Annotated in this window: 3 protein-coding genes; all 3 read right to left on the minus strand. The window is 62.5% G+C overall.

Annotated features, from left to right (window positions below; genetic code table 11):
- Nucleotide 1 precedes the first annotated feature (1 nt).
- The 3 genes from AD662_RS06535 to AD662_RS06545 are packed head-to-tail and all read right to left on the minus strand — an operon-like array spanning nucleotide 2 to nucleotide 14,447.
- A complete protein-coding gene (locus AD662_RS06535) occupies nucleotides 2-1,645 on the minus strand; it encodes a cyclic peptide export ABC transporter (RefSeq protein ID WP_018600638.1) in 1,644 nt (547 codons plus the stop codon).
- Complete coding sequence (locus AD662_RS06540) at nucleotides 1,642-5,427, minus strand: non-ribosomal peptide synthetase (protein ID WP_235862402.1); 3,786 nt, start codon at nucleotides 5,425-5,427, stop codon at nucleotides 1,642-1,644. Before AD662_RS06540 ends, AD662_RS06535 begins: the two co-directional genes overlap by 4 nt.
- The gene (locus AD662_RS06545) at nucleotides 5,427-14,447 is read right to left on the minus strand and encodes a non-ribosomal peptide synthetase (RefSeq protein ID WP_074849783.1); all 9,021 of its coding nucleotides are present in this window, start codon (nucleotides 14,445-14,447) and stop codon (nucleotides 5,427-5,429) included. The genes AD662_RS06540 and AD662_RS06545 overlap by 1 nt, the downstream gene beginning before the upstream one ends.
- Between the last annotated feature and the right edge of the window lie 6 nt (nucleotides 14,448-14,453).

The following is a 14,453-nucleotide window of genomic DNA, read 5'->3' on the forward strand; positions in this document are numbered from 1 at the left end:
CCTATTTCGCCAGTTGAAAAGGGTTCTCTGTCGCTCGGTCGTAGTCCACGAGATGGCCGTAGTCGAGACGATAGACCCGGTCGGCAACATCGAAATAGCGGTCGTCATGGGTGATTGCAATCACCGTCTTGCCGGCCGCCTTCAGCTCGGGCAGCAGTTCGTTGTAGAACACGTGGCGGAACACCGGGTCCTGATCCGCCGCCCATTCGTCCAGCAGGAACACCTCCCTGCCCTCCATCATCAGCAGTAACAGTGCCAGGCGCTTGCGCTGGCCCTGGGACAGGGCCGTGGTCGACAGGCGCCCGGCAGCGAACTCGACTTTATGGGCCAACCCAAGGCGGTCCAGGTAATGATCCACCCGGGCCTCAAGCCCCTCATGATTGCCCGCTTCGCCCAGCACATCGGCGAACAGATAGAAGTCGGCAAAAATGGCGGCGAAATGCTCCCGGTGCCACTCGCTGGTGCCGGTATCGAGCACCACGCCGTTCAGCGAAACCTGCCCAGAGGTGGGAACGTAGAGCCCCGTCAGGAGCTTGGCCAGGGTCGACTTGCCACTGCCATTGCCCCCGACAATGAAAATCAACTCGCCGCGACGAATCGACAGGTCGATCGGCCCCAGCTCAAAGGCAAACTCGTCACTTTGCCCGGGATAGCGGTAATGCACGTTTGACAGGCGCAACTCACCGAAGGGTTGCGCCGCTTGCGCAGGGGTCTTGAACTGCACCGTCTCACCCAACGCCAGGGCATCGATGGCCTGCAAGGCAACATGGCCGCGAATGACCGCAGGAATGGCATCCAGGATCATCGAGATCGGCGTGCGCAGAAACATGATTGCCAGCACGTAACCCACCACGACCTGTTGGCTGAGCAACCCCAGTCCCTGGCCGAGAAAGAACAGCGTACCGATCAGCACGAACACCAGCAGTGTCGTCCAGTTCAGGTTCACCGCCCACAGCGTGTCGGCACGTACCGACGCATCCAGCGAGGCCCGCGCGATCGGTTCGAGCTTGCGCTCATAGAGCAGGTGCCGGCGTTCCCGGCTCAGGCCCAACTCGCAACGCCCCTGGATGGCGGCCTCGAACTGCTCGGTCAACTGGTCATCCTGCTGCCGCACGGCCTGCATCAGAATCTTGACCTTGCGCCCCAGCAGCACATCAAGACCGACCCCAAGGGCAATCACCCCCAGGGTCAGGAAAAAGAACGCCATGCTCAGCCAGGCCATGTAGGCGAGCCCCGCCAACAACAGCAAGCCGTTGTACAAGGAAATCGGCAGTTGCTTGAACGCCGTGGCGACGGTGGTCACGTCCTTGGTCAGCGCGTTGTAGATACGCGGGCTGCCCAGCCGCTCGATGCGTTCGAGTGCTGTGCCCAACACCTTGCCCACCAGCCGCAGGCGCAATTGGTAAACCAGGCGATGCCCGATCTGCACCAGCAACCATTGCGACGTGACACCGCTGATGAACAATAGAATCAGCAGGCCACCGAACAGCAACAAGCCCCGGCCGATATCATCGAGTCCATGCTCCAGGCTGCGGTTGATATACCCGATCAGGCCGATACTGGTTGCCGCGCTCAAGGCGCTGCTCAGAATCGCCAGCAGAATGCGCCATCGAGCGTCGTGCAGCAGTTCTTTCAATAACATCATGAGGCAGACACCACCTTGGCAGAGGTTTGCAACAGTAAAGGCAACAGGCTTTCGACCAATCGAGGCTCTGCGAGCATCTCGTGATGCCCCACGTCCAGCGTCCACTGGCGAACAGCTTGATGGGTATGCGCTTGCCACTGGGCACGCAAGTCGGCATGGGCATTGCCGCGCCAGAGCCACAGCGGCACATCAACGGTGGGCAAGGCTTGCTCATACAAGCGCATCTTGATCGAGCGATATTGCGCCAATAGCGTGAGCAAATCAGCATCGGCGGCGCCCCATTGCAGATGCGCGCGCACCTGGGCATCGTTGAGCAACCGGGCAACACCCTCGGCATAGTCCAGACCTGCCAACAGGCCCGTCACACGTTCGCGCAGCGGCTCACCGATTGGCTGGGCGTGAGTGCGGCAGTAGAAAGCAAAATCTGCAATCAACTGGCCTGCTTCGTCGCCCTCGCCGGCCAGGCTGCGCTGCGCATCGTGATCGAGCACCACAAGCCCTTCGACGGTAAAGCCGCTGGCTTGTAGACGGGGTACCAGCATCAATGCCAGCCGCGACGCCAGGCTCCAGCCCAGCAGCACCAGCGGGCGCTGTTTCAGCTGGACAGGGATGCTCGCCACGTATTGCTGCAACAGCACGTCCATGTCGCCCTCATCCCAGCCCTTTTCCAGGGCGGCCAGACCAAAGACAGCGGCTTTACCGCTCAGATTGTCTACCAACGGCTGATAGGCCTGCAGATGCCCTTGCGCGCCATGCACCAGCAACAGGGCCGGCGAATGCTCGTGCGCGTCATTCAAGACTTGCCATGGGCCGCCGCTGTGATCGTTACCCAGGCCATGAACCAGGTCACGCACGGTATGCCGCTCGAACAGCAGATTGGTCGGCAATTCGAGAGACAGGCGCTCGCGAATCAGCGACACCACTTTGATCGCCGCCAGCGAGTGCCCACCGACGTTGAAGAAATTGTCGGTTACCCCCAGCTCGTCGACACCCAACACCTCGCACCAAATCGCCAGAATGGCCGTTTCGAGCTCGCCCACAGGCGCCACGCGAGTGTTCTGCAAACGCTGCCTGGCGCGTTCAAGCAGGTTTTTGCGATCAAGCTTGCCATTGCTGTTCAGTGGCAGCGTCTTGAGTGCAAGGATACCGCTGGGCAGCATGTAGTCCGGTAGCTGGCGAGCCAGGGCGGCGCACAGTTGCTCGGTCGTTTGCGACAGGGCGTCGTCCTTGACCACGAAAGCCAGCAAGCGCCCATGGTCGCCTTCGCCGTCCAGCAAGACAGCGGCCTGCAACACGCCCGGCTGCGCCAACAAAGCCTGTTCGACTTCCGCCAACTCCAGGCGAAACCCACGGATTTTCACCTGTTGATCATTGCGCCCCAGAATGCGTACGGCACCATCGGCCTGGCGCAAAGCAAGATCACCGGTGCGATACAGGCGGTGGCCACTGAGTGGATCGACACCAAAGGCACTGCCACCGACACCGCCCACATAACCGCGCCCGACACTGGCGCCACTGATGCACAATTCCCCGGCCTGGCCTGACGGCACCGCGCGTTGCTGGTCGTCGAGCAGGTGGATGCGGTTATCACCCAATACTTGATTCAAGGCGCTATCACCCACGCCCTGGCTGACATCGATCGCACGCCATAGCACGCCCACTGTGGTCTCTGTCGGACCGTAATGGTTGTAGAGGCGACAGGCAGGCTTCGCTTGGGCCAAACGGCTCAGCAAATGCTCACTGATCGGCTCTCCGCCCAGTACCAGGACCTGGCGTGGAAGAATGCCGTTGGGAGCGTGTTCGCCCATCAGCGCTTCGAGGTGCGAAGGCACGATTTTGAGCACGTCCAACGGGTAGCGCTGGAGTTCTTCGGCGAATGCCCGGGCATCGGTCACAGTGGACTGCTCCAGCACATGCACGCAACCGCCCTGCAGCCAGGCCGGAAACAACACCGTATTTCCCAGATCCGCGAGCAGTGAAGACACCAGGCCATAATGCCCGGCCTCGGGCAACTGGAGTGCGCGGGTCACTTGCGTGACGTAATGGCGCAATTGGCCTTGCTCGATTTGCACACCTTTGGGCTTGCCGCTGGTGCCCGAGGTATAGAGCACGTAGGCCAGGTCTTGCACCGAACCCTGCACCGGCGAATCGAACACCGGCCCAGTGCATGCCTGTGACCAGCACAGGGTGTCGACCGAGGTATCGGGCAGCAGCCCCTCTACGTGCAGCAACAAGGCCGGTTGAGCATCATCGATAATGTCGGCCAGCCGCAGCGGTGGTTGTTGAGGATCCAGCGGCAGATAGGCAGCACCGACCTTGAAGCAGGCCAGCATCGCGATCAGCATCTGCGCCCCCCGCGGCAAATACAGGCCGACCACTTGTTCATGGCCGACACCGGCCTGACGCAGGCTGCCGGCCACACGATCGCTCAAGGCATCGAGCTCGGCGTAAGAGAACAGTTGCTCTGCATAGCGCAGCGCCGGCCGATCCGGTTGTGTCCGGGCGTACTCGCGCACGGTGGCGACGATATCGAGATCCGGCGCCAGGGCGGGACGCGTCGGCAACGCCAGCAACTCCTCGGGCAAGTGCGGATCGACACCTTTGATGAGGCCATTGGGCGACGGCAGCAATTGCTCGAGCCAATGGGCGAATCGCTTGAGCAAGACCTGCATCTGCGCTTCACGGTACAGACCACGGTCATAGGCCAGTGTCAGTTCCCCGCAGCCCTGGGCATCAAGCGTCAGCTGCAATTGCAGTTCGACCGGGGTGTCGAAGGACAGGACTTGCAAACCCTGCAGCAGCGGTGCATGCACGACACGCAGCCCAGTCTGAAAACTGGCACGCCACTCGGGCAATAGCTGAGCCTGACCGACATATTCCTGCCAAGCCACCGCGTTTTCCAGTTGCCGTGCCAATGGCCGGGCCAGGTTGATCCAGGTGCTGTGTTCGGACACCCGCACCACCATCGGCAGCGTCTGCTCGAACAACCCACAGGCTCCCGAGAGCTCTTCATAGTCATCGCGAGGATCGTGCTGCAAACCCAATTGGCCGTGCTGCTGCCCATTGAGCCTGCCCAGCAATGCGCCCCAGGCGGCCAGGGCCAGTGCTTCGACGGCCACGCCTTCGCGCTCGGCCAGCGCCGTCAACGCCGCTGGCAGTGTCTGCGCAAGCCTTAGCCGAACAACGGCATGGTTGCCGCTGGCGATGCCATAGCGCTCGATCAGGCGCATGCCCGGCACGTCCTGCAAGGCCAGGTTGCGCCAGAACTGCGTGCCCTGCTCGGCATCCTCGTCCAACTGCAGGCCATTGATCCACTCGACGTATTCGCCGTACTGCATGGGTTCAGTTTCCAACGACGCGGCACGTCCCAGCAATTGCGCCTGCAACTGGATCAGGCTGCGCTGATCCAGCGAATAGACCGGGACCGCCAATAGCAGGCAATCGTCGAGTAGCCAGGCCAGCACATCGGGTTGTTCGGCAAGGCAATGCGCCTGGGCCTCACGCAGCCACTGTTGCTCATCATGCCCGTCACCTGAACGTCCCTCACGCCAGCTCAGGCGCAACTCGAGGGGCTCGACCACATGCTGGCGCAGTCCCGTGGCGCCAACCGGGCGCTGGTAGCGCAAGCGCAGCGCTTGATGCTGCTGCAGGCCGTCACGCAGTCGCTGTTGGACAGCGGCCTCGGGCACGCCCGACAGTTGCATCCGAACCCAGCGCCAGGCCTGCGGATTGGCCTGGGCCAGTTGTTTTTGTTGAGGTGAAAGCGTTAGTCCAAGGTCCATCATGGTTTCAACTCTGCGTGTGTCTCTTCGGTCTGCGCCGGCGCAGCCATGACCTGATCACGACCATAGATTTCACCCATGGCCACCACAATTTTACGCTCGCCTTCGAACGGATCCCGGGCGTGCGCAGCCAGCATGTTATCGAGCATGACCACATCGCCCTGCTGCCAGTCGAAGCGCACGGCACAACGGTCGTAGGCAGCGTTGATGGCCTCGATGGCACTTGGCTCAAGCTCGGAACCGTCACCGTAGAACACTTGTCTCGGCATCGCCGTTGCCCCGTCGCGCAGGAACTGCTCACGCACATCGGCATCGAGAAAGGCCGGGTGATAGAGCTGGATCTGATTGAAGAAGCTCTCCTCTCCCGTCAGCGGGTGCAGGATCACCGCAGGGCAAACCTGACGGGTGTGCAGATCGTTGGCGCCGCGCCACTCAAAATCGATATTGCTCTCACGGCAGATCCGCTCGACTTGCTCGCGCTCCTGGGTCTGGAAGAAGTGCTGCCAACTGACGTCCAGGCTGGTGCTGAAATTACGCACGTACATCAATTGTTTGCGACGCAGGTTCGCTTGCAGCCAGGTGGGCAGCTCACGGTAGACCTGGCGGCTGTCGACAATCGGGGTCGCGCCACCGGAAGTGGCAGGCGTCTGGCAGTAAAACCATTGGCGACGCGGCCAGCGATGCTGATGAGCGCTCTCGTTGTGGAACAGAATCATCCGATCCTTGGGATAGGGCGTGGACTTGTAGATATTCTTGCCGCCCTCTTCCTTCGGCAGGTCACCGTACTGTCCATATAACTGAGGGCACAGGGCCTGGCAAAAAGCCTCGAAAGCCGCCGGAGTCGGCAAATCAAAGCCACGCAAGAGAATGCCGCCATGCTCGCGCAGCCAGCTTTCGACCTTCTCACGGTTGGCTTGCGCCCAAATGGCCGGCGCCAGTTCGCGGTCACGCAGTTGAATCAACAAGGGGAACTTCGAACCTTCGCGCAATGGCCGGGCTTCAAAGGGCTCGCGGGTAACGGGCGATCCGCTCTGGCGCATCTTGCCCAATTTGCTCATTTTGCGTTGCAACGGATTGTCCGTGGACATTGCAGCAGCTCCCTTTGGAGTCGGAATCAGGGTGTCGATTGGGTTGTCCGGTGCGCCGAGGGCCATGTCCAGCAGCGACTCGAAGGCTGTACGCAAGCGTTCGACCGTGGCCGGCAGAAACAGGCTGGTGCGATACACCCAGCGCAGGTTGAACACATCGCCGTCTTCGCTGGCGAACAGGGCCATGTCGAACTTGGAATGATGCTGCTCGCCCGTCAGTGGCTCCACCTGCAAATTGCCGAGTTGGCGTTGCTGGCGCGGCGTGTTGTCGAGGACAAACAACGTCTGCAACAACGGGTGGACATTCGCCACCCGTGGCAGCTCCAGGCATTCGACGACGCGCTCGAACGGCGTGTCCTGCCAGGCGAATGCTTGCAGGCAAATCTCCCGGACCTGCTGCGCTTGCTCACGCAAACTCAGTTCCGGTTGCACGCGGATACGCAAGGCCAGCAGATTGACGAAAAAGCCGATCAGCGATTCAGTGGCCGGATGCTCGCGGTTGGCGACGTCCGTTCCGATGACCAGATCACGGCCTTGCGTTTCGCGCTGCAGCACGGCGGCATAGCACGTCAGCAGCACCATGAACGGCGACGTTGCGCTTTGCTGTGCGAAAGCCTTCAACCGGCCAACCGTGGCCGCAGACAACTGGAAGTCCAGGGCCGCCCCGGCGCCGCTGTCGCGCTCCGGACGGGGAAAATCGAACGGCAGTGGCACCTGCGCGGGAATGCCGGCCAGGGTCTGCCGCCAGAAGTCCAGGCCTTCACGCTGACGCAGTTGTACCGCCGCCGAACCTTGCCATACGGCATAGTCGACGTACTGGATCGCCAGCTCGCTCTGTGGCGGCAGCACACCCGTGCTGTAGGCTTCATAGCCCTGGATCAGTTCATCCACCAGCACGGCGCCGGACCAGCCATCGGAGGCGATGTGGTGCATGACCAACTGCAGCACATGTTCCTGTTCGCCGAGGCAGTACAGGACCGCCCGCAACGGTGCCTCGCTGGCGAGGTCGAACGGCCGCAGCGCAACGTCGCGGGCATCGACCGGCCACTTCGCGTCGCTCGACACGATCACTTGCAACGCCACCGACATGTGTCCGTGAATCCGCTGGTACAACTCGCCGTTACGTTGGTGATACGTCGTACGCAAGATGGCATGGCGATCCACCAGCCGGTGCAATGAACGCTCCAGGGCATGGCGGTCCAGTTGTCCGCGCAAACGCACATTGCTGCTCATGTTGAAGCTGCTGTCAGCCAGGTCCAACTGCTGCATCAACCAGACGCGTTGCTGCGCCGAGGACAAGGGTTGATCAAGCTGCTGGTCGACCTGAGGGATCTGCAACGAAGCCAGATCCAGGTGCTGCGCCAGGCCCTCGATGCGCTGCGCAAGGTCCGCCAGTACCGGCGTTTCGAACAGCCAGCGCAAAGGCACTTCAAAGCCCTGTTCACGCAAGCGTGCACGCACCTGGGCCGCCATCAGCGAATGCCCGCCCAGTTGGAAGAAATGACCGTCGGCAGGAATCTGTTGCAGGTTCAACACCGCAGCCCAGACCTCGGCCAGCGACGCCTCGCTGGCCGTCAGCGAGCGCTGGACGCCCTCCATACCGCAGTTTTCCAACTGCAAGCGTGGCAGCTGCTTACGATCCACCTTGCCATTGGTATTGAGGGGCAGTTGCTCCAGCGCCTGCAAATGCGTCGGCAACATATAGGCCGGCAAACGCCCCTGTAAGTAGGTGCGGATGGAGGCGGCGTCGGGTGGATTGTCGGGACTCGCTACCCAGAAGGCGGCCAGATGCTCGCCTTGCACGGCCACGACCGCCTGCAGCAGTTCGGGGTGGCTGAGCAGCACGGCCTCGATCTCCCCCAGTTCGATGCGATAACCACGCAATTTGATCTGATCATCGGTGCGGCCGAGGTAATACAGCTGCCCATCGGGCTGCCAACGCGCCAGGTCGCCCGTACGGTACAAACGCCCACCCTCGCGACTGAACGGATCGGCAATAAACCGTTCGGCGGTCAACCCAGGCTGCCCGGCATAACCGCGGGCCAGACCGTCACCGGCAATATAAAGCTCGCCCACACAGCCAGGAGGTACTTCGCACAAGTGCTCATCAAGGACGTGGCAGCGGGTATTGAGCAATGGCCGGCCAATGGGTGCGACGGGCAACTGCAGGGCACCGATCGGCGCCTGAGTGGACCACACCGTGGTTTCTGTCGGGCCGTAGACGTTGACGAGGTGAGCCACGCATTGGCTGAGCTCGGTCGCCATTTCCGCCGCCAGCGCCTCACCACCGGCCAGGGCCACACGCCCGGCCAGCACCGTGCGATCGCCTTGCAGCAACATCGCCCAGGTTGCCGGGGTGGCCTGGATGAGATCCACGGCCTGGTCCTGAATCAGCCGTGCAAGCAACATGGGGTCCTGTCGCTCTTCATCATCGGCCAACACCACGGTGCCGCCGCGCACCAGCGGCAGGCACAGCTCCAGGCCGCAAATGTCGAAGGTCACCGTGGTCAAGGCCAGATAACGCTGCACGTTTTCCAGTGGCAGCGCCTCTTCCATGGCCAGCAGGAAGTTGGCGAAATTCCCTCGACTGATCTGCACGCCCTTGGGTTGCCCGGTCGATCCGGAGGTGTAGAGCGTGTAGGCCAACTGTTCAAGCGTCGTCGCCAATGCCGGGGCTTGTGCAGGGAACTGAGCCAATGGCAGGTCCGCCCACAGGCAGCTGCGCAGGTGGCCGGGCAGGTCCGCGAACAGCTTGTCGCAGAGCAGCAATTGCGGCCGAGCGCGGGTGAGAATCTGCGCCTGACGTGCCTGTGGATGAGCTGGGTCGAGCGGCAGGTAGCAAGCACCGGCCTTCTGGATCCCCAACAGGCACACCAGCAGTCTTTCGTCCCGAGGCAGGCAGAAGGCAATCGTCGACTCCCGCCCTATACCCTGCGCCAGCAGCCAATGGGCCAGGCGATTGGCTTGGGCATCCAGCGTCGCGTAGCTCAAGCGGCGATCAGCGCAGCACACCGCGATACGCTCAGGATGAACGGCGGCCTGTACTTCAAAGCGCGTGACAAAATCGGCCTCGCTGTGCAGATGCATGGACTTGCCCGCCGCGGCCAAAGTTGCGACTGAGCCCAGGGGGATTTCCAGCAAGCGCTGCTGAAGATCGAGGCTGACCAGGCTGGCGAGCAATCCCTGGTAATCCTCCATCAGTCGTTGGGTGGTACCGGGGTGCAACAGAGCAGTCGCGTATTCGACAATCAAGCCGGTACGCGCATCCGTGCCGCGGCCTTGGGTGAACAGATTGAACGTCAGGTCGAACTTGGCACTCACCACCCCGTCCGGCAACGCCAGTGTTTCCACGCTGATGCCCGGCAGGTTGAGGCGGCGCGAATCCCGATGATCGGCCTGGTAGTTGAACATCGCCTGGAACACCGGCGTGCGATCCAGGCTGCGCTCGACATCCAGCATGTCCAGCAGTTGCTCGAACGGCAGCGCCTGATGGGACAAATCATCGGCCAAACGCCCGTTCAGGGCCTGGATAAAGGCTTGCAGGCTTTGCCGGGCGTCAATCTGCACCCGGTGCGCCAGTGTGTTGACGAACAAGCCAACCAATGCCTGGCTCTCGACCGATTCGCGCCCTGCCACTGGCAAGCCAATGGCGAAATCATTGCGTCCACCATGACGCCAGAGCAGGAGCTGGTAGGCGGCGAAATACAGTACGAAGGGCGTGACACCCAGGGCCCTTGCCCGGGAGTCGACAGCCGCGCTCAACGAGCCGGGCAAGGCCAGCTCGCTGCGGGCGCCAGCGTAGGCCTGCAGCGCCGGTCGCGTGCAGTGGTCGGGCAGCTCCAACGGTTCGTTGCTCAGACCTTGCAAGCGTTGTTGCCAATAGCCCCGCAACTGGCTGCCCTGCTCCCCGTCCAAATCTCGCCGTTGTGCGTCGATCAATGGCAACAATCCGCTCGTCACAGGCGTGGCCCGGTCCTGGTAGATCAGCGCAAAGTCCTCGACCAACAAGCCCATGGACCAACCGTCCACGGCAATGTGGTGCACATTGAACAGCAACCGGTAGTCACCCGGCGCAAGACAAAATACGTCGATTGCCAGCAACGGCCCCTGCACTAGGTCAAAAACGCGCTTGGCGGCCCCGGCAATGGCCGCTGCCTGGTGTGATTCATCCAGGTCATGGAGGTCATGCACATTGAAGAGTGCAGCGGCCTTCTCATCCAGGCGCTGCCAGACCTGCCCTTGCTCTTCGAAGAACCGGCAACGCAGTGCGTCATGGCGCGAAACAAGGACCTGGCAAGCGCGCTGCAATCGTGGCACGTCCAGATCGCCGCGCAAGGCCAACAATTGCGTAACGTTGTAAGCCGTTGCAGCCGGATCGAGTTGTTGCATGAACCACACCCGTTGCTGGGCATGGGACAGTGCACGTGGCGGCGCCAAGGCTTCGGTTACCGGCGGCGGTGCAACCGCCGGCGACGCTGAGGAGGTCAGCACCCCAGCCAGTTGCCGGGCGCTGGGGTTCTCCAGCAATTGCCGGGGCATCAGGCGCAGTTCAGCCTGACGCAGACGCGCGATCAATTGCAGGTTGAGGATCGAATCCCCCCCTTCGGCAAAGAAATCGGCGTCCGGCCCCAGGCCAGGCTGTTCAAGCAACTCGCGAAAAGCCGTGAGGACGGTCAGCAACACCGGGTCCAACCGGCCGTCGATGCTCAGGGCCATGGCCGCCAGGGTGGAGTGTTGCAGGACATCGCGCGGTTGCAACTTGAGTCCTTCGCGCGCAGCCAGGCCGATCAATTGCAGACTGAGAATCGAATCGCCACCGAGGGCGAAAAAATCATCTTCGCGTGCGACGTGTGCGCAATCGAGAATCTGACACCACAACTGCGCCAGGCGCTGTTCCGTGGCGCCGATCGGCGGCCGGGCGGATGCATCGGCCAACTCTGTCTCGGTCGGTTCAGGCAATGCACGCCGATCCAGCTTGCCATTGGCCGTCAGCGGCAACGTATCCAGCACCCACCAATGACCGGGCACCATGTGCTCCGGCAACTGGCGCTTGGCCTCGGCTTGCAGAGCCGCCAGTGCTTCGGTTGCCAGGGCAGGACTGAGATACGCCACCAGTTGCGTGCGCCCTTTCACCTCGCAGGCCAGCACCGCCCCTTCGCGAACCTGAGGCTGTGCATTGAGCCAGGCGCTGACTTCGCCCGGCTCCACGCGAAAACCGCGGATCTTGACCTGATCGTCCTGGCGCCCCAGGAACACCAGGTGCCCACTGCGATCCAGGCGAACCCGGTCACCACTGCGATAAAAGCGTTGCCCCTGGGCAGTAGAGCCAAATACTTGCGCGGTCAACTCAGGTTGACCGAGGTAGCCCTGGGCGACCTGAGGGCCCGCGATCAGCAGCTCGCCGGCGACACCCAGCGGCACCGATACGTCATTGCCGTCGACGATGCGCAAATGGCAATCCGCTAACGGCTGGCCCAAGGGTAGATACAGACTCGAGTCAAGGGCGTCGAAGGCCTGGATTTCTCCGCAGATCACGCCGACCGTGGTCTCCGAAGGACCGTAATGGTTGAAGATGCGCAGTTGCGGTGCCAATTCACGCACCCGTGCAAACAAGGTCTGATCGAAACCCTCACCGCCCAGGATCAACACATCCCTGGGCAAGACGCGTCGAGCATCGTCCAGCGCCAACAGCCCACGTAAATGCGACGGCGCGATTTTCAGGCAATCCACGGGCTGCTCGTCGAGAAAGTCAGCCCAGCCTGGCGGATCGAAGGTCAACGAGGCTGGCGGCAGAATCAGCGGATCGCCGGCATTCAGCCCGGCGAACACGCAGGTCAGCCCCAGGTCCGCGGCCACGGTCGCCAACGTCGCCCAGCGGCTACCCGGCTTGGCTTGCACGCGTTGACCGATCGCGCTCGCGTAATGCCCCACGTTGCCATGAGTGACCAGGACACCTTTGGGCTGACCGGTCGAACCCGAGGTATAGATGAGGTAGGCAGGCAGGTGCGGCTGACTGAGGCTCTCGCCCAGCCCCTCGGCGGCCACTGCGGACAAGTCGGCGGCACTGAGTACCAGGCGCGCCATGTAGGCGTTCGTTTCAGGGGCCTCGGCCAGTGTCACCCACAAACGCGCGCCACTGTCCTGCACCAACTGCGCCAGTCGCTGTGGCGGCTGTGCCGGGTCAAGAAACAGACACACCGCACCGCGTTGCCAGCAGGCCAGCATCGCCAGCAGTTGTTCCGCGCAACGCGGCATGCACAGCGCAACCACCTGGCCCGGGCCGATGCCCTGCCCGGCCAGTCGCGCGGCCAGCGCGCGGGTCGCGGCACCGAGCGTGGCATAGTCGACGGTTTGCCCAGCGCTGCACAACGCTGCCGCGTTCGGCGTGTGCGTTGCCCAGTGCTGCACCTGCTGATCCAACGGCAAGGGCATCGCGCCCAACGCGGGGCCATTCAGTTCACTTGGCGGCGAAATCAGTTGCAGTTCGGCCAGACGTCGCTGGGGATGGCTTGACGCCTCTTGGAAAATCGCCAGCAAGTCATCCAGCATCTGCTCGACCGTCGCCGCGTCGAACAATTCATCGCTGTATTCCAACTCGCAGCGCAGCCGCGCGTCAGCGCTACGCACCAGGCGCAGCGTGAGGTCGAAGCGGGCATGACGCTGCGGCGGGTCGAGTACTTCAACCGCGACACCCGGCAATGTCAGGGTGCGGCTCTCGGGTAAATCGACCTGGACGAACATCACCTGAAACAGCGGGCTCGAACGTGAGCGCTCGAGGTTTTCAAGAACGTTTTCGAAAGGCAGCAACTGATGATCGAAGGCGGCCGCGACGGTGTCGCGGCTGCGCAGCAGCGCGGTGGCGAAGTCCGGGTTGCCGTGCAGGCGCTGACGGATCACCAGAGTGTTGAGCAACGGGCCGATCAAGGGCACCAGTTCCGGACGATCACGTTGGGCGGCCGAGGTGCCCAGGCACAGGTCGTTCTCGCCACTGTAGCGCGACAGCAAGCAACTGAAGGCCGTCAGGCCGTAGATGTACAGCGTCACCCCATGACTGCGAATGGCGGCTTCTACCGCCGTCGTCAGCTGCGGCGAAAGCTCCCGGGCAAGCACCGCGCCGCTATGGCGACGTTGTGCGGGCGCAGGGCGTGGTCGATCCAGGGGCAACGCCAAGGGCGCGGGCGCATCCGCCAGTTGGCCGCGCCAGAAGTCGATCTGCTGCCGGCAGCTTTCACTCTCCAGCCACTCGCGCTCCCACGCGGCGTAATCGGCGTACTGGATGCTCAATTCGGGTTGTCGGGCCGGCTCATTCGATGCCAGTGCCCGGTAAGCCTCGGCCAGTTCCAGGGTCAGTTGCTGAGCCGACCAGGCATCGTAGGCCACGTGATGAATGGTGAAAAACAACCAGGTCGATTGCTCTTGCGCGTCGCTGAAGGCTTGCCAGCGCCAAGGCGCCGACTGAGCGAGATCGAAAGGCTCGGCGAGCTGACGGGCATATTCATCGGCGCACCACTGCTCGTATTCAGAAGCCGCCAAGGTCAACGGTTCGACGCTGGGCCGCGGCACTTGTTGCGACTCACAATGGGGTTGCATCCGGCCTTGCGAATCGGTCGTGTAGCGGGTGCGCAGGATCTGATGACGGTCAGTCAACTGCTGCATGGCCTGCTGCAAGCGCGCGCCATCGAGGCGGCCGTCGAAACGCAGTACCGAGCACAGATTGTAAAGGGCACGACCGCTCAGGGCTTCCGCCGACAGAAAGCGCCGCTGCGCCTGCGCCAACGGCATATGCTCACCTTCGCCAAGCACGGCGGGAACGATTGGCAGGCGCCAGCTATCGATGCCCTTCTCGGCCAGGCGCTGGCGAAAGACTTTTTTCTTGTCCGCGGGCAAGGAAGCCAGCCGCTGCGCAATCTCCAGGAAAGCTTGTTGCGTCATCGCACT

Source organism: Pseudomonas kilonensis, assembly GCF_001269885.1.
Lineage (GTDB): Bacteria > Pseudomonadota > Gammaproteobacteria > Pseudomonadales > Pseudomonadaceae > Aquipseudomonas > Aquipseudomonas kilonensis.